General features: G+C 59.9%; 14 protein-coding genes and 2 pseudogenes. 8 read left to right on the top strand and 8 right to left on the bottom strand.

Features of this window, described 5'->3' with window-relative positions:
• The first annotated feature begins 108 nt into the window (after positions 1–108).
• The 8 genes and pseudogenes from JFV26_RS25560 (at position 109) to cobA (ending at position 11,778) form a co-directional block, all read left to right on the top strand.
• Positions 109–1,320: a CmpA/NrtA family ABC transporter substrate-binding protein gene (locus tag JFV26_RS25560; RefSeq protein ID WP_201196283.1), complete on the top strand. Its 1,212-nt coding sequence runs from the start codon at positions 109–111 to the stop codon at positions 1,318–1,320.
• Positions 1,321–1,335: 15 nt separating this feature from the next.
• Complete coding sequence (locus tag JFV26_RS25555) at positions 1,336–1,911, top strand: ANTAR domain-containing response regulator (protein ID WP_201196282.1); 576 nt, start codon at positions 1,336–1,338, stop codon at positions 1,909–1,911.
• A 323-nt stretch (positions 1,912–2,234) separates the two neighbouring features.
• Positions 2,235–3,446 carry a nitrate/nitrite transporter gene (locus JFV26_RS25550; RefSeq protein WP_201196281.1) on the top strand — a complete coding sequence of 404 codons (1,212 nt, stop codon included), beginning with the start codon at positions 2,235–2,237 and terminating at the stop codon, positions 3,444–3,446.
• A gap of 7 nt (positions 3,447–3,453) precedes the next feature.
• The gene (locus JFV26_RS25545; protein WP_201196280.1) at positions 3,454–5,124 is read left to right on the top strand and encodes a bifunctional protein-serine/threonine kinase/phosphatase; all 1,671 of its coding nucleotides are present in this window, start codon (positions 3,454–3,456) and stop codon (positions 5,122–5,124) included.
• Positions 5,125–5,516: 392 nt separating this feature from the next.
• Positions 5,517–7,970 carry a nitrite reductase large subunit NirB gene (gene nirB / locus JFV26_RS25540; RefSeq protein ID WP_201196278.1) on the top strand — a complete coding sequence of 818 codons (2,454 nt, stop codon included), beginning with the start codon at positions 5,517–5,519 and terminating at the stop codon, positions 7,968–7,970.
• The gene (nirD, locus tag JFV26_RS25535; RefSeq protein WP_201196277.1) at positions 7,967–8,284 is read left to right on the top strand and encodes a nitrite reductase small subunit NirD; all 318 of its coding nucleotides are present in this window, start codon (positions 7,967–7,969) and stop codon (positions 8,282–8,284) included. The genes nirB and nirD overlap by 4 nt, the downstream gene beginning before the upstream one ends.
• Positions 8,284–11,000 (top strand): annotated as a pseudogene (locus JFV26_RS25530) (nitrate reductase). Before nirD ends, JFV26_RS25530 begins: the two are co-directional and overlap by 1 nt.
• 10 nt (positions 11,001–11,010) lie before the next feature.
• A complete protein-coding gene (gene cobA, locus JFV26_RS25525; RefSeq protein ID WP_201196276.1) occupies positions 11,011–11,778 on the top strand; it encodes a uroporphyrinogen-III C-methyltransferase in 768 nt (255 codons plus the stop codon).
• 113 nt (positions 11,779–11,891) lie between these two features.
• On the opposite strand, the gene JFV26_RS25520 is transcribed toward cobA, so the two are convergent.
• The 8 genes and pseudogenes from JFV26_RS25520 to ppsA form a co-directional block, all read right to left on the bottom strand.
• On the bottom strand, positions 11,892–12,941 hold the full coding sequence (locus JFV26_RS25520) for an OmpA family protein (RefSeq protein WP_201196275.1): 1,050 nt from the start codon (positions 12,939–12,941) through the stop codon (positions 11,892–11,894).
• A gap of 107 nt (positions 12,942–13,048) precedes the next feature.
• Entirely contained in the window at positions 13,049–13,639 is a 591-nt protein-coding gene (gene sigX, locus JFV26_RS25515) for an RNA polymerase sigma factor SigX (RefSeq protein ID WP_163909195.1), read from the bottom strand.
• An 87-nt stretch (positions 13,640–13,726) separates the two neighbouring features.
• Positions 13,727–14,551, bottom strand: coding sequence for a mechanosensitive ion channel family protein (locus JFV26_RS25510; protein ID WP_054054005.1), 825 nt, complete (start codon positions 14,549–14,551; stop codon positions 13,727–13,729).
• Positions 14,552–14,553: 2 nt separating this feature from the next.
• Positions 14,554–14,802 (bottom strand): CrfX protein, encoded by a 249-nt coding sequence (locus JFV26_RS25505; protein ID WP_201196274.1) that lies wholly within the window; start codon positions 14,800–14,802, stop codon positions 14,554–14,556.
• Positions 14,803–14,866: 64 nt separating this feature from the next.
• A complete protein-coding gene (locus JFV26_RS25500; RefSeq protein WP_201196273.1) occupies positions 14,867–15,862 on the bottom strand; it encodes a zinc transporter ZntB in 996 nt (331 codons plus the stop codon).
• 39 nt (positions 15,863–15,901) lie between these two features.
• On the bottom strand, positions 15,902–16,393 hold the full coding sequence (gene rraA / locus JFV26_RS25495) for a ribonuclease E activity regulator RraA (RefSeq protein WP_201196272.1): 492 nt from the start codon (positions 16,391–16,393) through the stop codon (positions 15,902–15,904).
• A gap of 121 nt (positions 16,394–16,514) precedes the next feature.
• Positions 16,515–17,504 (bottom strand): alpha/beta fold hydrolase, encoded by a 990-nt coding sequence (locus JFV26_RS25490; RefSeq protein ID WP_201196271.1) that lies wholly within the window; start codon positions 17,502–17,504, stop codon positions 16,515–16,517.
• 188 nt (positions 17,505–17,692) lie between these two features.
• A pseudogene (gene ppsA / locus JFV26_RS25485) lies at positions 17,693–20,015 on the bottom strand (phosphoenolpyruvate synthase).
• Between the last annotated feature and the right edge of the window lie 208 nt (positions 20,016–20,223).

Genomic DNA, 20,223 nt, shown 5'->3' with positions numbered 1-20,223 from the left:
ATCAGCATCCAGGCCAACGACGGAATGGGTGAACGGACAATGGCGTCGTCACTCGGCCTTGCGTTTGCGCGGGCCTGGGACGACGTCTTTTTGGGAAGGTGTTTTGCCATGAACAAAACCACAGTGGGCCCACTGGCCTGGGTCAACGGCAGCGACGCACCGGAAAAGACCGAGATCAACCTCGGCTTCATGGCCCTGACCGACTGTGCTTCGGTGGTGGTCGCCGCCACTCAGGGGTTCGCCCAGCCCCATGGGCTGACCTTGAACCTCAAGCGCCAGTCATCATGGGCCAACCTGCGGGACAAACTGGTCAGCGGCGAACTCGACGCCGCCCACAGCCTCTACGGCCTGATTTACGCGGTGCACCTGGGCATCGGCGGCATTGCGCCCACGAACATGGCAGTGCTTATGGGCCTGAACCAGAATGGCCAGAGCATCAACCTGTCCCGCGGCTTGCAAGCGCTGGACGTGACCAGTCCTGAAGCACTTTACCTGCACGTGCACCAAACTCGTCCAAAACTGACCTTCGCCCAGACGTTTCCGACCGGCACCCACGCCATGTGGCTGTATTACTGGCTGGCGAGTCAGGGCATTCATCCGTTGCAGGACGTCGACAGCGTGGTAGTCCCGCCGCCGCAAATGGTCGCGCACCTGCAAGCCGGGCGCATCGACGGTTTCTGCGTCGGCGAGCCGTGGTCTGCCAGCGCGGTGAAGCAGAACCTCGGCTTTACCATGGCGACCACTCAAACCATCTGGCCCGATCACCCGGAAAAAGTCCTTGGTTGCACCCGCGCCTTTGTCGAGCAATACCCCAACACTGCCCGGGCGCTGGTGATGGCGATCCTGGAAGCCAGCCGCTTCATCGAAGAAAGCCCGGAAAACCGTTGCAGCACCGCGCAGTTGTTGAGTGCGCCCGAATATCTCGATGCACCGCGGGACTGCATCGAACCGCGCCTGCTGGGGGATTACGCCGACGGCCTCGGCAACCGCTGGCAGGACCCGCACGCGTTGCGTTTCCACGGCGGTGGCGAGGTCAATTTGCCGTATCTGTCCGACGGCATGTGGTTCATGACCCAATTCCGCCGCTGGGGTTTGCTGCGCGAAGACCCGGACTACCTCGGCGTAGCCCGTCAGGTTCAGCAATTGGACCTGTACCGCGACGCCGCCACCGCCGTCGGCGTGTCCGCCTGGGGCCAGGAAATGCGCAGCAGCCAGTTGATCGACGGCAAAATCTGGGACGGCTCGGACCCCGCCGCCTACGCACGCAGCTTCAAGTTACACGCCATGAGCGACAGCTCGCCGCTGCTCGCCAGCCGCTGACAGGGGCCTGCAAATATGTTGCGTATCCTGCTGATCAACGACACCGCGAAGAAAGTCGGGCGTTTGAAAGCCGCCCTGACCGAAGCCGGGTTCGACGTGATCGATGAATCCGGCCTGACCATCGACCTGCCCGCGCGCGTCGAAACAGTGCGCCCGGACGTGATTCTGATCGATACCGAGTCACCGAGCCGCGATGTGATGGAACAAGTGGTGCTGGTCACCCGCGACCAGCCACGGCCGATCGTGATGTTCACCGACGAACATGACCCCGGGGTGATGCGCCAGGCGATCAAGTCCGGGGTCAGCGCCTACATCGTCGAAGGCATTCACGCACAACGCTTGCAGCCGATTCTCGACGTGGCCATGGCCCGCTTCGAAAGCGACCAGGCCCTGCGCGCCCAACTCCATGCCCGGGACCAGCAACTGGCCGAGCGCAAGCGCATTGAGCTGGCCAAGGGGTTGTTGATGAAGATGAAAGACTGCAACGAGGAAGAGGCCTATACCCTGATGCGCCGGCAGGCCATGAGCCGCCAGCAGAAGCTGATTCAGGTGGCGGAGCAGATTATTGCCATGAGCGAGTTGCTTGGCTGAAGATCAAAAGATCGCAGCCTTCGGCAGCTCCTACCGTTGGAATGCGCACACCCTGCAGGAGCTGCCGAAGGCTGCGATCTTTTCGGCCTCACTACAAATCCGGCATGTGGCACAAATCTGGCTAAGTAATACACACAGGTAACCAACGGCGGTTGCCCCACCTACGACAAAGACGTCGCTCACCTCGTTCGCCCCATGGCGGATCCGGTAGCGGCGTTTTTTCGTTTTGGCCCCGGAGACCGGGGCCGGTGGTGCGGCCGTGGCGGCGCCCCACCTGCTAGCTCATGACTCCTTCTCGAGACTCCCTACAGCTGAGGTGCGCGATGAATTCAAGCTTCTGGAAATCCGGCCATACCCCGACATTGTTCGCGGCCTTCCTCTATTTCGACCTGAGCTTTATGGTCTGGTACCTGCTGGGCCCTTTGGCGGTACAGATCGCCGCTGACCTGCACCTGACCACCCAACAGCGCGGGATGGTGGTGGCCACGCCAATTCTGGCCGGCGCGGTGCTGCGCTTTGTGATGGGCCTGCTGGCCGATCGCCTGTCACCAAAAACCGCCGGGATAATCGGCCAGGTCATCGTCATCTGCGCGCTGTTCGGCGCCTGGAAACTCGGCATCCACAGCTACGAACAGGTGCTGGTGCTGGGTCTGTTCCTCGGCATGGCCGGAGCGTCCTTCGCCGTCGCCCTGCCGCTGGCTTCGCAATGGTATCCGCCGCAGCATCAGGGCAAAGCCATGGGCATCGCCGGTGCCGGGAACTCGGGCACCGTGCTGGCGGCGCTGATTGCACCGGTGTTGGCGGCGGCCTTCGGCTGGAGCAACGTGTTCGGCTTCGCCCTGATCCCGCTGATCCTGACCCTGATCGTATTCGCCTGGCTGGCCAAAAACGCCCCGCAACGGCCGAACGCCAAATCCATGGCCGACTACTTGAAGGCCTTGGGTGATCGCGACAGTTGGTGGTTCATGTTTTTCTACAGCGTAACCTTCGGTGGCTTCATCGGCCTGGCCAGCGCCCTGCCCGGCTACTTCAACGATCAATATGGCCTGAGCCCGGTGACTGCCGGGTACTACACCGCCGCCTGCGTGTTCGGCGGCAGCCTGATGCGTCCGTTGGGCGGCGCCCTGGCGGATCGTTTTGGCGGCATCCGCACCTTGCTGGGGATGTACACGGTGGCGGCGATTTGTATCGCCGCAGTGGGTTTCAACCTGCCGAGTTCCTACGCGGCACTGGCCCTTTTCGTCTGTACCATGCTCGGCTTGGGTGCCGGTAACGGTGCGGTTTTCCAACTGGTGCCGCAGCGTTTTCGTCGGGAGATCGGCGTGATGACCGGGTTGATCGGCATGGCTGGCGGCATCGGTGGCTTCGCCCTCGCGGCGGGCATGGGCGCAATCAAGCAAAGCACCGGCAGCTATCAACTGGTTTTGTGGTTGTTCGCCAGCCTTGGCGTGCTCGCCTGGTTTGGCCTGCACGGCGTGAAACGTCGCTGGAGAACGACTTGGGGTTCGGCCGCAGTGACGGCGGCTCGAGTCTGAAACCTCGATGACTCTGCAACTGAGCTTTGCCGAAGCCAGCGCCATCGGCCCGCGCGAGGAGAATCAGGACGCACTGCGCCTGGTCACTCCGGCCCCGGCGCTGGCGGCGAGCAAGGGTTACCTTTTCGCCATCGCCGACGGCGTCAGCCAATGCGCCGATGGCGGTCTCGCCGCCCGCTCGACCTTGCAGGCACTGGCGCTGGATTACTACGCCACCCCGCAAACCTGGGCCGTCGCCGAGGCTCTGGATCGCCTGTTGTCAGCGCAGAATCGCTGGCTTCAGGCCAACGGCGGTGGGCAACCACTGCTCACCACTGTCAGTGCCTTGGTCATGCGCGGCAGGCGTTTTACCCTGGCCCATGTCGGCGATTGCCGGGTGTATCGCTGGCACGCCGAACAGTTGCAGCGGGTCAGCGAGGATCACGTTTGGGACCAACCGGGCATGCAACATGTGCTCAAGCGTGCCCTTGGGCTGGATCAGCATCTGGTGCTGGATTTCCTCGATGGCGAATTACGCCTCAATGAATGTTTCGTGCTGCTCAGCGACGGGGTCTGGGCGGTATTGGGCGACACCGCGATTGCCGGGATCTTGCGCGATCAGCCTGATCTGCCGAGCGCTGCGCAAACCTTGGTCAACGCCGCGCATCTGGCCGGTAGTCAGGACAATGCCAGCGCCCTGCTGGTACGGGTCGATGCCCTCGGCGAAACAGGTATTGGCGATGCATTGATTCATTTGCAGCAATGGCCACTGCCGCCCGCGCTGAAACCGGGGCAGACGTTCGAAGGCTGGCAGGTCGAGGGAATCCTGGGGCAGAGCCGGCAATCGCTGCTCTATCGGGTGCGCGATGCGCAACAACAGCCCTGGCTGCTGAAAACCTTGCCCGGGCATTTGCATAACGATCACCTGGCCGGGCAAGCGTTGTTGTCGGAGGAATGGTTGCTCAAACGGGTGGCCGGGCGACATTTCCCTGAAGTCCATGCCGCCAGCGAGCGTCAGCATTTGTACTACGCGATGCGCGAATATTCGGGACAGACCCTGGCCGAGTTGCAGGCGCGAACCGGACCGCTACCACTGGCGCAATGGCAGGAACTGGCCGAACGCCTGCTGCGGGCGGTGGGCATGTTGCACCGACGACAAATCCTGCATCGCGACATCAAACCGGAAAACGTGCTGCTGGGGGACGACAGTGAGTTGCGGCTGCTGGACTTCGGTCTCGCCTATTGCCCTGGCCTGTCCGAAGATCAGCCCTGCGCCCTGCCCGGCACGCCAAGCTATATCGCGCCGGAAGCCTTTCACGGAGCAGCACCAACACCGCAGCAGGATTTGTATGCGGTCGGCGTAACGCTGTTTTTCCTGATGACCGGGCACTATCCCTACGGCGAAATCGAAGCGTTTCAACGCCCACGGTTTGGCGTGCCGGTCAGCGCCAATCGCTATCGGCCCGACCTGCCGGAGTGGCTGGCGTCAAGCCTGGAGCGCGCGGTTGCGGTGGATCCGCAGCAGCGCTTTGAAACGGCGGAAGAATGGTTGCTGCTGCTGGAACAGGGCGAGCGACGAAGTTTGAGTGTGCGACCCAAACCGCTGCTGGAGCGTGAGCCGCTGAAGGTCTGGCGGGCATTGGCGCTGGTGTCGTTGGTGGTGAATCTGGTGCTGTTGTTTCTGTTTCTGCATGGTTGAGACTTGAGGGACCTGCTAAAAGATCGCAGCCTTCGGCGGCTCCTACATGGGATCGCGTACACCTGTAGGAGCTGCCGAAGGCTGCGATCTTTTGATCTTCCTGCCTCAAAACCGCGCATCCGCCTTAAACCGGTGCACCAAACCAACCGTTTTCCATAAAAAACACCCGGAAACTCGCCTTCACTGCACTTGGCACAACCACTGCATTACCTTTCCCACCACACATAAAGCCCAGCCTTCAACGACGAAGACTGGACTTCCCGAGAGAACGGGACCAGGACAAAGGCGTCCTCGCTAGGCAACTAGCGGGACGCCTTTTTTGTTTGCGCAAAATTTGTCGAGCGAGACCCCAAAGCCCTGATGAGGCGGGTCTGAGCTCCCCGGAGAACCTGATGAAAAAACTAAAACTGGTGATGATCGGCAACGGCATGGCCGGGGTTCGTACCCTGGAAGAACTGCTCAAGCTGAGCAGCGAGTTGTACGACATCACCGTCTTCGGCGCCGAACCCCACACCAACTACAACCGCATCCTGCTCTCGCCGGTGTTGGCCGGTGAGCAGACTTTCGAAGAGATCGTACTCAACGATCTGGACTGGTACCTGAGCAACAACATCAAATTGCTGCTTAACCGCAAAGTCGTGGAGATCGATCGGATCAAACGCCGGGTGGTCGCCGAGGACGGCACCGAAGCCGAGTACGATCGCCTGCTGATCGCCACCGGCTCGACCCCGTTCATCCTGCCGATCCCCGGCAACACCTTGCACGGCGTGATCGGCTACCGCGACATCGCCGATACCCAGGCGATGATCAACACCGCAAAAACCCACAAGCACGCGGTGGTCATCGGCGGCGGCCTGCTGGGCCTCGAAGCCGCCAACGGCCTGATGCTGCGCGGCATGCACGTCACCGTGGTGCACATCGGCGAATGGTTGCTGGAACGGCAACTGGACAAAACCAGCGGCCAATTGCTGCAAACCGCCCTCGAAGCCCGCGGCCTGCACTTTCGCCTTTGCGAACAGACCCAGGCCCTGCACGACGCCGGTAATGGCCGGGTTGGCTCGGTGCAGTTCAAGAACGGCGACATCATTCCCGCCGATTTGGTGGTGATGGCCGCCGGCATTCGCCCCAACACCGAACTCGCGAAAAAGTCCGGCATCCCGTGCAATCGCGGGATCCTGGTCAACGACACCCTGCAAACCTACGACCCGCGCATCTACGCCATTGGCGAATGTGCCAGCCACCGGGGTATCGCCTACGGCCTGGTGGCGCCGTTGTTCGAACAGGCCAAGGTTTGCGCCAACCACCTCGCACAACTGGGTTTCGCCACCTACAAGGGTTCGGTGACCTCGACCAAATTGAAAGTGACCGGTATCGACCTGTTCTCCGCCGGCGACTTCATGGGCGGCGAAGGCACCGAGACCATCACCCTTTCCGACCCGATTGGCGGGGTCTACAAAAAACTGGTGATCAAGGATGACGTGCTGGTCGGTGCCTGTCTGTACGGCGATACGGCAGATGGCGGTTGGTATTTCCGACAAATCCGTGAGAACCACGCCATCGGCGAGATCCGCGACCACCTGATGTTCGGCGAAAACGCTTTGGGCGACGTAGGACATCAGGGCCAGGACAAAGCCATGAGCATGGCCGACACCGCCGAAGTCTGCGGCTGCAACGGCGTGTGCAAAGGCACCATCGTCAAGGCGATTCAGGAACACGGGTTGTTCAGCGTCGACGATGTGAAGAAACACACCAAGGCTGCCAGCTCCTGCGGCTCCTGCGCCGGGCTGGTCGAGCAAATCCTGATCAACACCGTGGGCGGCGCAGCTGACGTCAAACCGAAAAGCGAAAAAGCCATCTGCGGTTGCAGCGACCTCAATCACGGGCAGATTCGCCAAGCCATTGGCGAGCAACATCTACTGACCATCGCCGCCACCCTGAGTTACCTGAACTGGCGCACACCCAACGGCTGCGCCACATGCCGCCCGGCGCTCAACTACTACCTGATCTCGACCTGGCCCGGCGAGGCCAAGGACGATCCGCAATCGCGGCTGATCAACGAACGGGCCCACGCCAACATTCAGAAAGACGGCACGTACTCTGTCGTCCCAAGGATGTGGGGTGGTGTGACCAATCCGTCGGAGCTGCGCCGGATTGCCGACGTCGCCGACAAGTACAACGTGCCGATGGTCAAGGTCACTGGCGGCCAGCGCATCGACTTGCTCGGGATCAAGAAACAGGACCTGCCGGGGGTCTGGAAAGATCTGGACATGCCGTCCGGCTACGCCTACGGCAAATCCATCCGCACCGTGAAGACCTGCGTCGGCAGCGAGTTCTGCCGCTTTGGCACGCAGAATTCGACGCAACTGGGCATCGAACTGGAGCACGACCTGTTCAACATGTGGTCGCCGCACAAAGTGAAACTGGCGGTCTCAGGTTGCCCACGAAACTGTTCGGAAGCGGGCATCAAGGATGTCGGAATTATCGGCGTGGACTCCGGTTGGGAGATGTACATCGGCGGCAACGGCGGGATTAAAACCGAAGTCGCCGAGTTCTTCGTCAAGCTGAAAACCGCCGAAGAAGTGCGCGAATACAACGGCGCTTTCCTGCAGTTGTATCGCGAAGAAGCCTTCTACCTCGAACGCACCGTGCACTACCTGCAACGGGTCGGCATGGAACACATCAAGAAAGCCGTGCTGGAAGACCCTGAACGCCGCAAGGCACTCAACGATCGCCTGCAATTCTCCCTGTCGTTCGAACAGGACCCGTGGAAAGAGCGCCTGGAACAGCCACAGTTGAAGAAAGAATTCGACGTCATTCCCGTAAAGAACCTGGAGGTGCTGGCATGAACTGGCTGGATATCTGCGCACTGGAAGAAATCAATGCCCTCGGCTCGCGGATCATCGCCGGCCCGAAAGGTGACATCGCGATTTTTCGTACCAGCAACGACGAAGTTTTCGCACTCGATGACCGCTGCCCGCATAAAGGCGGGCCGCTGTCCCAAGGCTTGATCTACGGAAAACGTGTCGCCTGCCCGCTGCACAACTGGCAGATCGACCTGCAAACCGGCGAAGCCCAGGCTCCGGACATCGGTTGCGCCCACCACCATCGGGCACGGGTCGAGAATGGCCGGGTGCTGTTGGCGATGCGGGATGCAGGCTGATGGACCGCCAAATCACCGCCTCGACCTGCTGTTACTGCGGGGTCGGTTGCGGTGTGCTGATCGAACATGACGGCGAGCGCATCCTTGGCGTCAGCGGCGATCCGGCCCACCCGGCCAACTTCGGCAAACTGTGCAGCAAGGGTTCGACCCTGCACCTGACCGGCGACCTGGCCGCCCGGGCGCTGTACCCGGAACTGCGCCTGGGCAAAAGCCTGGCCCGCAGCCGCACCGATTGGGATACCGCCCTCGATCACGCCGCCAACGTATTTGCCGCCACCGTCGCCGAACACGGCCCGGACAGCGTGGCGTTCTACATCTCAGGGCAGTTGCTGACCGAGGACTACTACGCCTTCAACAAACTGGCGCGGGCGCTGGTGGGCACCAACAACATCGACAGCAATTCTCGGCTGTGCATGTCTTCGGCGGTGGTCGGTTACAAGCGGAGCCTGGGCGCCGACGCGCCACCGTGCAGTTATGAAGACCTGGAGTTGAGTGACTGCGTGATGATCGTCGGCAGCAACATGGCCTACGCCCACCCGGTCCTGTTTCGTCGCCTGGAAGAGGCCAAATCCCGCAGGCCCCGGATGAAAGTCATCGTCATCGACCCACGTCGTACCGACACCTGCGATTTGGCTGACCTGCACCTGGCGATTCTGCCGGGCACCGATGTCGCGTTGTTCCACGGGATTTTGCACCTGCTGTTGTGGGAAGATTGGATCGACCGCGACTTCATCAAGGCCCGTACCGAAGGCCTGCCCGAGCTGAAAAACCTGGTGCGCGATTACACCCCGCAGGTGGTTTCGCAGTTATGCGGGATTGGCGTCGAGCAATTGCAGCAATGCGCTGAATGGGTTGGCACTTCACCGAGCTTCCTGTCGCTGTGGTGCATGGGGCTGAACCAGTCCACCGCCGGCAGCGCAAAAAACAGCGCACTGATCAATCTGCACTTGGCCACTGGGCAAATCGGTCGCCCCGGCGCAGGACCTTTCTCCCTGACCGGTCAGCCAAACGCCATGGGCGGTCGGGAAACCGGCAGTCTGTCGAACCTGCTGCCCGGTCATCGCGAAGCCGCCAATGCCGAGCATCGCGCCGAAGTAGCGGCTTATTGGGGGTTGAGCAACTGCCCGCAAACCCCGGGCTCACGGCCATCGAGCTGTTTGAACAGGTGCGTAGCGGTCAGATCAAAGCGCTGTGGATTGCCTGCACCAATCCCGCGCAATCCTTGCCGGATCAAAACAATGTGCGCGCCGCCCTGCAGGCCTGCCCGTTTGTGGTCCTGCAGGAAGCCTTTCGCACCACCGAAACCGCCGCGTTCGCCGACCTGCTACTGCCCGCCGCAAGCTGGGGAGAAAAGGACGGCACGGTGACTAACTCCGAACGGCGAATTTCCCACGTCCGCCAGGCCATTAGCGCACCGGGTGAGGCGCGATCTGATTGGGCGATCACGGTGGATTTCGCACAACGCCTGGAAAAACGCCTGCGCCCCGCACTGCCCGGCCTGTTTGCCTTTGACACAGCGGCGCAGGTCTTCGACGAATATAAGCAACTGACCCTGGGCCGGGATCTGGACCTGTCTGGTATCAGTCATGCCTTGCTTGACCGGATCGGCCCGCAGCAATGGCCCTTCCCCATCGGCGCCAGCGAAGGCACGGCGCGCTTGTACCTGGACGGGATTTTCCCGACCGCCAGCGGCCGCGCGCAGTTCGTGGCCGACCCGTACCGCGCCGCCAAGGAACAACGGGATGCTCGGTTCCCGCTGACCTTGATCACCGGCCGCTTGCGGGATCAATGGCACGGCATGAGCCGCACCGGCACCGCCGCGCAGTTGTTCGGTCACGTCAGCGAAGCGGTGTTGTGCCTGCACCCGGATGAACTGCGCCGGCATCGGCTGCAACCGGGCGATCTGGTCAACCTGAAAAGCCGTCGCGGCGCGGTGATTGTGGCGGTCGGCAGCGACGACAGCGTGCGTCCCGGCCAGGCCTTTCTGCCGATGCACTGGGGTGATCGTTTTCTCAAGGGTGGCGTCAATACAATTACTCAACCGGCATTCGACCCGCTGTCCAAACAACCGGAACTCAAACACAGCGGCGTGCGCCTGGAACCGGTGCAACTGCCTTGGCACCTTTTCGCCCTGATCGAAGGCAATATTCAGCAACATTTTGAGACCCTGCGACCACTCTGTGAGGCGTTTTCCTATGTCAGCCTCAGCCTGGCAGGGCGTGAACGTCCCGCGCTGCTGATACGCGCTGCCAGCGCCACGCCGCCCGAGGCGCAATTACTGCGTGATATCGATCAATGCCTGGGGCTCAACGATGGCCCGGTATTGGCCTACGACGACCCGCGACGCGCCATCGGCAAACGGGTGCGCATCGAGAACGGCCGGATCACCGCGATTCGCCTGGCAGGCGAAACCCTCGCCCAACACTGGTTGCAAAGCCTGTGGCTCGAAGGCCGGGCCGACGAGCAACTGCGGCGCTGGTTGCTGGCGCCATTAAGCGCACCACCGGGCAACGTCGACACGCCAACCGCCGGTAACAAAATCCTGTGTAACTGCAAAAACGTCAGCCAAAGCGCGGTCTGCGCCGGCATCCGCCGTGGCCTGGATTTGCAAGGCCTGAAACAAGAACTGGGCTGCGGCACTCAATGCGGCTCCTGCGTCCCGGAAATCAAGCATTTGCTGGCCGCCACTGCGCAGCCAGTCGCCGTCATCTCGTGAGGAAAATACGATGAGCGCAAAAGTCTGGCTGGTGGGTGCGGGTCCCGGCGACCCCGAATTGCTGACCCTCAAGGCTGTTCGAGCATTGAGGGAAGCGGATGTGGTGCTGATCGATGACTTGGTCAACGAAGCGGTTCTGGAGCATTGCCCTGGTGCCCGAATCATTCCCGTCGGCAAGCGCGGCGGCTGTCGTTCCACGCCGCAAGCCTTCATTCATCGGTTGATGCTGCGTTATGCCCGCCATGGCAAATGCGTGGTACGACTAAAAGGTGGTGATCCGTGCATTTTTGGTCGCGGCGGCGAAGAGGCGCAGTGGCTGCGCGAGCGTGGGATCGAGGTTGAATTGGTCAATGGCATCACCGCCGGACTGGCTGGCGCAACGCAATGCGATATCCCGCTGACCCTGCGCGGCGTGGCACGCGGCGTAACGCTGGTCACCGCCCACACCCAGGACGACAGCAGCCTGAACTGGCAAGCCCTGGCCCAGGGTGGCACGACGCTGGTGATTTACATGGGGGTGGCGAAGCTGGGTGAGATCCGCGAGCAATTGCTGGCGGGGGGAATGGCGGCTGATACGCCCGTGGCGATGATTGAAAATGCTTCATTGGTGCATCAGCGGGAATGTCGGAGCGATCTGACTGCGATGGAGGACGATGCCAGCGCCTTTGAATTGAAAAGCCCGGCGATTTTGGTAATCGGGGCGGTAGCTGCTTTGAGCCAGATCAAAAGATCGCAGCCTGCGGCAGCTCCTACATGGGTTCGGTGTACGGCTCTGTAGGCGCTGCCGTAGGCTGCGATTCGTTCGGAACACCGCTCAATCCAGACGGAAATACCAAATCGCAGACAAAGAAAAGCCCGGCCTGAGCCGGGCTTTTCAGCGCTACAAACTAATTACTTAGCTTGAGCTTCAACCTTCGCTTCTACGCGACGGTTAACAGCGCGACCAGCTTCAGTTTTGTTGTCAGCAACTGGGCGGGATTCGCCGTAGCCAACAGACTGAACGCGGGATGGCGAAACACCGTACTGGTTGGTCAGAACTTGTTTAACGGCGCTTGCACGACGCTCGGACAGTTTCTGGTTGTAAGCGTCAGGACCGACGGAGTCAGTGTGACCTTCAACAGTAGTGGTGGTGGATGGGTACTGCTTCATGAAGTCAGCGAGGTTCTTGATGTCAGCGTAGCTGTTAGGCTTAACGACCGACTTGTTGAAGTCGAACTTAACGTCCAGCTCAACACGAACAACTTCAGCAACTGCCGGGCAGCCGTCAGCGTCAACAGTTACGTTGGCTGGGGTGTTCGGGCACTTGTCAACGTTGTCGCAAACGCCATCGTTGTCGCTGTCGGTGCAGACTTCAGCTGGAGCTGGAACTGGAGCAGCAGCAGGCTTGTTGCCGCCACCGAAGTTCACGCCCAGGCCAACGGAAGGAGCGTAGTCCCACTTGCCGTTGTCCAGTTTGTAGTCAGCTTCAACGCCAGCACGGGCGAAGAAGTTTTCGGCGAAGTAGTACTTAACGCCAGCGCCAGCAGTCAGGAAAGTCGACTGGTCGCGACCGGTGTGGCCGTCAGCGGCTACGTTGGTCAGGCTGCCGTGCTTAACGCCGCCTTCAACGTATGGGCGCAGAGCGTCACCAGCGTTGTTGAAGTGGTACTGAGCGGTCAGACCAAAGTTGTCGCCTTTGATTTTCTGGCTGCCAGTGCCGTCGTTCGAACGGGTGTGGTTGTTGGTGTCGTAGCCGAGGTTAATCGACACGTCGTCGGTCAGGAAGTAACCGATTTTGGCGCCTGGGTTGAAGCCGTCTTCGACGTGACTAACACTGTCGTTGTACTGCTTCTTGTAGTTAAGCTCGCCTTCAACTGCGCCTTGGCCTTGTGCCAGAACGCCGAACGAAGTAGCGGCAATAAGAGAACCAATGGCCAAGCCCAAGGTGTTTTTCAGTTTCATCCGTTAAATCCCCATCTGGTGATTGTAAAGCAGTCCCTCAAACCGGGGGACAACTCGGCGGCAAGTCTATCAGAACTTGCCTACACGTAAGAGATATTTGCGCTGAACTAAGTTTCAGCAACGCCTGCAAATTTCTCACGTAATTTATCTAGAGCGCGTTTGTACCGCATTTTTGTAGCACTCAAACCCATGTGCATGATGTCTGCGATCTCCTGAAATTCCAGCTCTGCGACAAATCGTAGCACCAGAATTTCACGGTCAATCGGGTTCACATACACCAGCCAGCGATCGAGTCCACCCTTGTCCTCGGGTTTCGGCGTCTTTTCTTCAGACGCTTCCTCGAGGGGGTCCAGACTCAAAGCGTCCATCAAGCGACGCTTTCGCCGTTCCTTCCGATACTGCGTGATGCATTCGTTGTACGTGATGCTATATAGCCATGTCTTGAACTTCGATTTCCCCTCGAAATTCTTCAGGCCGTACAACACCTTCAACATCACTTCCTGACAGACATCATCTGCGTCGCGATCGTTCCCAAGATATCGTGCACAAACGTTAAATAATGTTCGTTGGTAACGCCGCATCAGTTCTTCATAGGCGCGTGTTACGTGAAACAGCTCGGTATGCGAGCGCGCGACCAGCTCCTCATCAGAGAGCTCGCGGGGGTCGTAGCGCGTGGAGAGCGATTGAGCTTTATTCAAAACAAGTCTGGCCGACAGTCAGGTCAATGTCCGCCGCAGCCCTATCAGGGCATTTTGCGGCGGCATACATTAGCAGGGTTTGCCGGGTTAGCGGCTACTCACATGCTGCTCCAGGAGAATCCGATTGGAGAGAGAGACTAGCTCACCCTCATCGGTCAGCAATGTGGTTTTAACCGTGCCGATCTCTTCGATCTGGCCTTCGACCTCGCCAACACGCACTTGTTGCCCAACCTGATACAACTCACGCACATAGATTCCCGCAAGGATCTGACCGGCAATTTCCCGGCTTCCCAAGCCCATGGCCAGCGCAACCGCCAGACCAACGGTAATCAATACGATCACGATCACATGGTTCAGCAGGTCAGTCTTGACCTCCAACTGGCTGATCGCAACCGACAAACTGATGATAATCACCAGGCCCTGGGCAATTCGCCCCAGTCCCGACGCGTAATCCAGCCCTACGCCCTCTGCCGCACCGCGCACCAGCCCGTTGGCCAGTTGCGCCAGCAAAACACCTACCAGCAACACCAGCGCGGCGCCAAATACCTTCGGCAAATACAGCGCAAGCATATCCAGCGTAGCTGAAACTCTCTCAAGTCCAAGGGATTCGGCGGCTGACACCAGGAAAATCAGCAAAACGAACCAATAGACGATTTTGCCGATCAGGGTCGAAATCGGCACTTGAAGGCCGGCACGGGACAGCAGTTTGGTCAGACCGGTACCGCCCATCAGGCGATCGAGGCCCAGTTTGGCGAGCAATTTGGACAACAACGTGTCCAGCAGCTTGGCCACGACGAAACCCAACAGCAGCACTACCAGTGCGCCGAACAGGTTCGGAATGAAATTCGCAACCTTGGTCCACAACGCAGTCATTGCAGTGACGAGGCTCTGAGTCCAGAGATCAAGTTCCATATTCAATCAGCCTTATCAGCAGTGCGAACGGTAGGTTTACGGTGACGGGAAACCGGCATGACGTGGGCCGATCCGTTGTTCAAGGCAATCATCAGCGCGGGCAACCAGCGGCCCAGCAGGCTGAATAGATCGCCAGCGCCGACCTGGCGGTTGGCGGTTTTGAGTACGCGGCCCAAGCACGCATCGTCGTCCCGAGTGGACGGAGATGCCTTGAGCATGTCACGTAAAGACTGTTCAAACGGATCGTGCATACGCACCTCTCGTGATATCTGTGAAAGACGCGATCAAATTTGCTCGGGTCACATGGCTCATCAATCACACCCAGCGCAAACGTCGGAATAACCACCACTGACCAAGCGCCACCGAGACCATCATCAGGCAGGCGATCACGAAGCCATACGGGTTGCCAGAGAACGGAATGCCGCCGACATTGATACCCAAAAGACCGGTCAGAAAACTCATCGGCAAAAAGATCCCGGTGATGATCCCGAAGCGGTACATCGTGCGGTTCATGCGCACGCTCAAACGCCGGTCTTCGGTCTCCAGGACCAGGCCCACCCGCTCCCGGGTCAATTCCAGCTCTTCGAGATAGCGGGTCAGACTGTTGTTCAATTCGTTCCAGTAATCGCCGTCATCGTCGACAAACCAGGGCAGTTTTATACGCGTCAGCTGTCCGAAAATATCCCGTTGAGGTGCAAGGAAACGTTTCAGCCCGGCCGCCCTGCGACGAATCTGCAAAATCGCGCCGTGCTCGGGTGTATACCGTTCGTCGGCATCCAGTTTTTCTTCTTCCTCATCGACGATTTCCGAGAGGCAAGTGATCAGATCCTGGACCTTATTGGTCAGGTACTGAGCCATATAAAGGATGAGTTCGGAGGCGGTTTTCGGTCCCTTGCCTTCCGTAAGCTGCACCAACAATTCGTCGGTGGCGCGCAACGGGCGCAAACGCAGAGAAATGACCCGCTGGGCCGCGGCAAAAATGCGCACCGAGACCATGTCTTCCGGCTCGGCACCGGGATTCATGTTGATCCCGCGCAAAAATAGCAGCAGTTCGCTGTCGGAAAGCTGTAAAAGCCGAGGCCGGGTGTTTTCTTCGAGCAACAGGTCACAGCTGAATTCGCTCAGACCGCTGGATTTACGCAGCCAGGTCTGGGTTTGCGGGTGACTGCGATCCCAGTGCAGCCACAGGCTTTCATGGGCCTGCAGTTGCAAGTCATCGAGTTCAGTCCGGGCTATCGAACGCGCACCGCCTTTACCGTCAAGCACCAGGGCATGCACCAGCCCCCACTGCGCGTTTTCTTCCTCGAACATCCTCACCCCATGCTTGCCACGAAAATTCGCATCGACGCTTTATTCAGGCATCTTCAGCGGGCTTGGCGAGATGATCACACCGTTGTTGTCCGCATAAATGTAATGACCTGGATGGAACGTCACGCCGGCGAAGGTCACCGGAACATTAAGGTCGCCGAGCCCGCGCCTGTCGGACTTCCTCGGGTGGGTAGCGAGGGCCTGCACGCCCAGATCGGTCTGCGCGAGGATATCGATGTCGCGGATGCAACCGTAGATCACCAGCCCTTCCCAACCGTTTTTCGCGGCTTTCTCGGCCAGCATGTCCCCCAGCAACGCATGACGCAGGGAACCGCCACCGTCGACCACCAGCACCTTGCCATTACCCTTGAGTTCGACCTGTTCCTTGACCCGCGAGTTGTCTTCGAAACATTTGATGGTCACGATTTCGCCGCCGAAAGAATCACGGCCGCCGAAATTGCTGAACATCGGCTCCAGCACCTGCACCAGCTCCGGATAGGCGTCGCACAGGTCGGGCGTAACGTAATGGTTCATCGAGAAACTCCTGTAAAGAGGAAGACAATCGAGGATGCCGCAAAGTGACCGAAAAAGCGCAATGCGTCATATCTTAGCCGCAAGCCGACCAGAGCGAAATGCCCTTGTTAGAGCATCGGGCTCAGACTGCCGTGGCCAAATCCGGCTTTTCGCCCAGTAACGGCGTCTGTTGATCGGCCAACCAGCGAGCCACCAAAGGCCAGGTTTCAGCCTGGGCCGCTTTACTGACCAGCATTTCGACATGACCGAAATTGTCGGCAAAACCCTGCTCGCACCCCAGGTTGATGAACTGCTTGTGCTCCGAGCCGAGCTGATCGAACAGTTTACGGCAAGCCCAGGCCGGATCCTGATGATCACCCGTCGCACTCACGGCCAATACCGGCAACTGAACCTCCGCCAGACCGGCCCACCAGTCCTTGTCGGCATCGCCAAAGCGCCCGAACAGGCCATACCAGCGCATGCTTTCCAGGGCCAGGCCAATCGGCTCGTCCTCCGGGCCGCGCTTGAGCCGTGAACCGGACAACTGGGCAAAACGCTTGAGAATAAAGCGCCCGCTCCACTCGACCGGCGGGATTTTCAGCGGCCAGTAGGTACGGCTGACCTGCGTACCGAAAAACGCCGCCGAAGCCACCACCGGCTCGCCGATGTATTGACCACCCAACGCAGCGGCCAGGGTAATGCCGCCCAGCGAGTGGCCGATCCAGTGCGGGACCTGGCCACTTTGCTCGCGCACGAACGCACCGATGGCGGGCAGATCGTAGCGGGCGTAGTCGGCAACGCGATTCTTGCGGTAGTTCTGGTTGCGCTGGGACAGGCCATGACCGCGCATTTCCGGGATCCACACATCGAATCCCAATCGCGCCAGATAGGCGCCCAAACCCAGGCCTTTTGGGGAAAACCAGAACCGACGATTGGAAAAGCTGCCGTGAAGCAAAATGACCGGAACGCCGCGCGCATCCGAGCCATCCGCCATGCCCAGGCGTGTCACTGCCAACTCGACGGTGCCATCAGGGCTGTTGGCCGGTTTCAATCGATACACGTCTTCGCTCAGATCGCCGCGCCGTTCGGCGCTGATCAGGGCGACAGGAAATAGGTTGCTGCTGCTTTGCATAATGCTCTTGCACAAAAAAGGGCGGCATCCGGAGGAGCCCGCCCTACTTGAATCACTGAAAGGACCGATCAGTGTGGGAGCGAGCCTGCTCGCGAAAGCGGTGTATCAGCCAACATCCATGTCGGATGTCGATCCGTCTTCGCGAGCAGGCTCGCTCCCACAGGAAGCGGCCCTTTCTCTCGCACCATTTAGACTGCCGCTTGGCCTTCAGCCAGGAAGAACCAGGTTTCCAGCACGGAATCGGGGTTCAGCGAAACGCTTTCGATGCCCTGCTCCATCAGCCATTTGGCCAGGTCCGGGTGGTCCGAAGGACCCTGACCGCAGATGCCGATGTACTTGCCTGCCTTGTTACAAGCCTGAATCGCGTTGGCCAGCAACTTTTTGACCGCCGGATTACGCTCGTCGAACAAGTGAGCGATGATCCCGGAGTCACGGTCCAGGCCCAACGTCAGCTGGGTCAGGTCGTTGGAGCCGATGGAGAAGCCGTCGAAGAACTCGAGGAACTCTTCAGCCAGGATCGCGTTGGACGGCAGTTCACACATCATGATGATGCGCAGACCGTTCTCGCCGCGGGCCAGGCCATTTTCGGCCAACAGGTCGATCACCTGGCTCGCTTCGCCCAGGGTACGGACGAACGGCACCATGATTTCAACGTTGGTCAGGCCCATCTCGTTGCGCACGCGTTTCAGCGCGCGGGCATTCAAGCTCGAAACAGTCGCGGAACGCTTCGCTGATGTAACGCGAAGCACCACGGAAGCCCAGCATCGGGTTTTCCTCTTCCGGCTCGTAGAGCTTGCCGCCGATCAGGTTCGCGTATTCGTTGGACTTGAAGTCCGACAGACGCACGATGACCTTTTTCGGGGTGAACGCAGCGGCCAGGGTGCTGATGCCTTCGACCAGTTTATCGACATAGAAGCCAACCGGATCGTCGTAACCGGCGATGCGCTTGTCGACGCTGTCCTTGATTTCCTGCGGCAGACCGTCGTAGTTCAACAGTGCCTTGGGGTGCACACCGATCATCCGGTTGATGATGAATTCCAGACGGGCCAGGCCCACACCGGCGTTCGGCAGTTGCGCGAAGTCGAATGCACGGTCCGGGTTGCCGACGTTCATCATGATCTTGAACGGCAGATCAGGCATGGCATCCACGGAGTTTTTCTTGATGTCGAAGCCCAGCTCGCCTTCGAAGATGTAGCCGGTGTCGCCTTCCGCGCAGGAAACCGTCACGCCCTGGCCGTCTTTCAATAGCTGGGTGGCGTTGCCGCAACCGACCACGGCCGGAATGCCCAGTTCGCGAGCGATGATCGCCGCGTGGCAAGTACGACCGCCACGGTTGGTGACGATGGCGCTGGCGCGCTTCATGACCGGTTCCCAGTCCGGGTCGGTCATGTCGGAGACCAATACGTCGCCTGGCTGGACTTTGTCCATCTCGGACACGTCCTTGATGATGCGGACCTTGCCGGCGCCGATGCGCTGGCCGATGGCACGACCTTCGACCAGCACGGTGCCGGTTTCTTTCAACAGGTAGCGTTCCATGACGTTGGCCTGGGTGCGGCTCTTCACGGTTTCAGGACGGGCCTGAACGATGTAGAGCTTGCCGTCGTCACCGTCTTTGGCCCATTCGATGTCCATCGGGCACTTGTAGTGCTTTTCGATGATCATCGCTTGCTTGGCCAGCTCGCTGACTTCGGCATCGCTGAGGCAGAAACGTGCGCGGTCAGCCTTGTCGACGTCGATGGTCTTGACCGACTTGCCGGCCGTGGCCACTTCGCCGTAGATCATCTTGATGGCTTTGCTGCCCAGGTTACGGCGCAGGATGGCCGGGCGACCGGCTTCAAGCGTTTGTTTGTGGACGTAGAATTCGTCCGGGTTCACCGCGCCTTGTACGACGGTTTCGCCCAGGCCGTAGGCGCCGGTGATGAACACCACGTCACGGAAGCCTGATTCGGTATCGAGGGTGAACATCACGCCGGCGGTGCCGGTTTCGGAGCGGACCATGCGCTGCACGCCGGCCGACAGGGCCACAAGCTTGTGGTCGAAGCCCTGGTGAACGCGGTAGGAAATGGCACGGTCGTTGAAGAGGGAGGCAAACACCTCTTTGGCGGCGCGAATGACGTTTTCGACGCCACGGATGTTCAGGAAAGTTTCCTGCTGACCGGCGAAGGAAGCGTCCGGCAGGTCTTCGGCAGTAGCGGAAGAGCGCACGGCCACGGCCATGTCAGGGTTGCCGGCCGACAGCGTGGCGAACGCGGTGCGGATCTCGGCGTTGAGCTTCTCGGGGAATTCGGCTTCCATGATCCATTTGCGGATCTGGGCGCCGGTCTTGGCCAGGGCGTTGACATCATCGACGTCCAGCGCGTCGAGGGCGGCATGGATCTGGTCGTTCAGGCCGCTCAGTTCCAGAAAATCACGATACGCCTGAGCTGTCGTGGCGAAGCCACCGGGCACCGATACACCGGCACCTGCAAGGTTACTGATCATCTCGCCCAGGGATGCGTTCTTGCCCCCCACATGCTCTACATCATGGACGCCGAGCTTATCGAGGGAAACTACGTACTCTACCAAGGTGATCTCTCCACTAACTGTGTTGGAAAAGCTCAGAAGCCGGCCGCTCGGGGGAGCGTTTGCCGACTGTATGGCCTGGACCTGGAAAATAAGTGAGAATGCGGGCCAACTGGTGGCCGGCAAATCGGGCCTATCATATCCAGAAATCTTCACT

Source organism: Pseudomonas sp. TH31 (assembly GCF_016650815.1).
Classification (GTDB): domain Bacteria; phylum Pseudomonadota; class Gammaproteobacteria; order Pseudomonadales; family Pseudomonadaceae; genus Aquipseudomonas.
This window is presented reverse-complemented; position numbering and strand designations above follow the sequence as displayed.

Excerpts from the sequence above, each read along its gene's own strand:
- rraA (WP_201196272.1), bottom strand. The coding sequence starts at position 16,393 with ATGAACCATTACGTTACGCCCGACCTGTGCGACGCCTATCCGGAGCTG.
- cobA (WP_201196276.1), top strand. The coding sequence starts at position 11,011 with ATGAGCGCAAAAGTCTGGCTGGTGGGTGCGGGTCCCGGCGACCCCGAA.
- JFV26_RS25520 (WP_201196275.1), bottom strand. The coding sequence starts at position 12,941 with ATGAAACTGAAAAACACCTTGGGCTTGGCCATTGGTTCTCTTATTGCC.
- JFV26_RS25490 (WP_201196271.1), bottom strand. The coding sequence starts at position 17,504 with ATGCAAAGCAGCAGCAACCTATTTCCTGTCGCCCTGATCAGCGCCGAA.
- JFV26_RS25560 (WP_201196283.1), top strand. The coding sequence starts at position 109 with ATGAACAAAACCACAGTGGGCCCACTGGCCTGGGTCAACGGCAGCGAC.
- JFV26_RS25555 (WP_201196282.1), top strand. The coding sequence starts at position 1,336 with ATGTTGCGTATCCTGCTGATCAACGACACCGCGAAGAAAGTCGGGCGT.
- JFV26_RS25550 (WP_201196281.1), top strand. The coding sequence starts at position 2,235 with ATGAATTCAAGCTTCTGGAAATCCGGCCATACCCCGACATTGTTCGCG.
- JFV26_RS25500 (WP_201196273.1), bottom strand. The coding sequence starts at position 15,862 with ATGTTCGAGGAAGAAAACGCGCAGTGGGGGCTGGTGCATGCCCTGGTG.
- nirB (WP_201196278.1), top strand. The coding sequence starts at position 5,517 with ATGAAAAAACTAAAACTGGTGATGATCGGCAACGGCATGGCCGGGGTT.
- nirD (WP_201196277.1), top strand. The coding sequence starts at position 7,967 with ATGAACTGGCTGGATATCTGCGCACTGGAAGAAATCAATGCCCTCGGC.
- JFV26_RS25545 (WP_201196280.1), top strand. The coding sequence starts at position 3,454 with ATGACTCTGCAACTGAGCTTTGCCGAAGCCAGCGCCATCGGCCCGCGC.
- JFV26_RS25505 (WP_201196274.1), bottom strand. The coding sequence starts at position 14,802 with ATGCACGATCCGTTTGAACAGTCTTTACGTGACATGCTCAAGGCATCT.
- JFV26_RS25510 (WP_054054005.1), bottom strand. The coding sequence starts at position 14,551 with ATGGAACTTGATCTCTGGACTCAGAGCCTCGTCACTGCAATGACTGCG.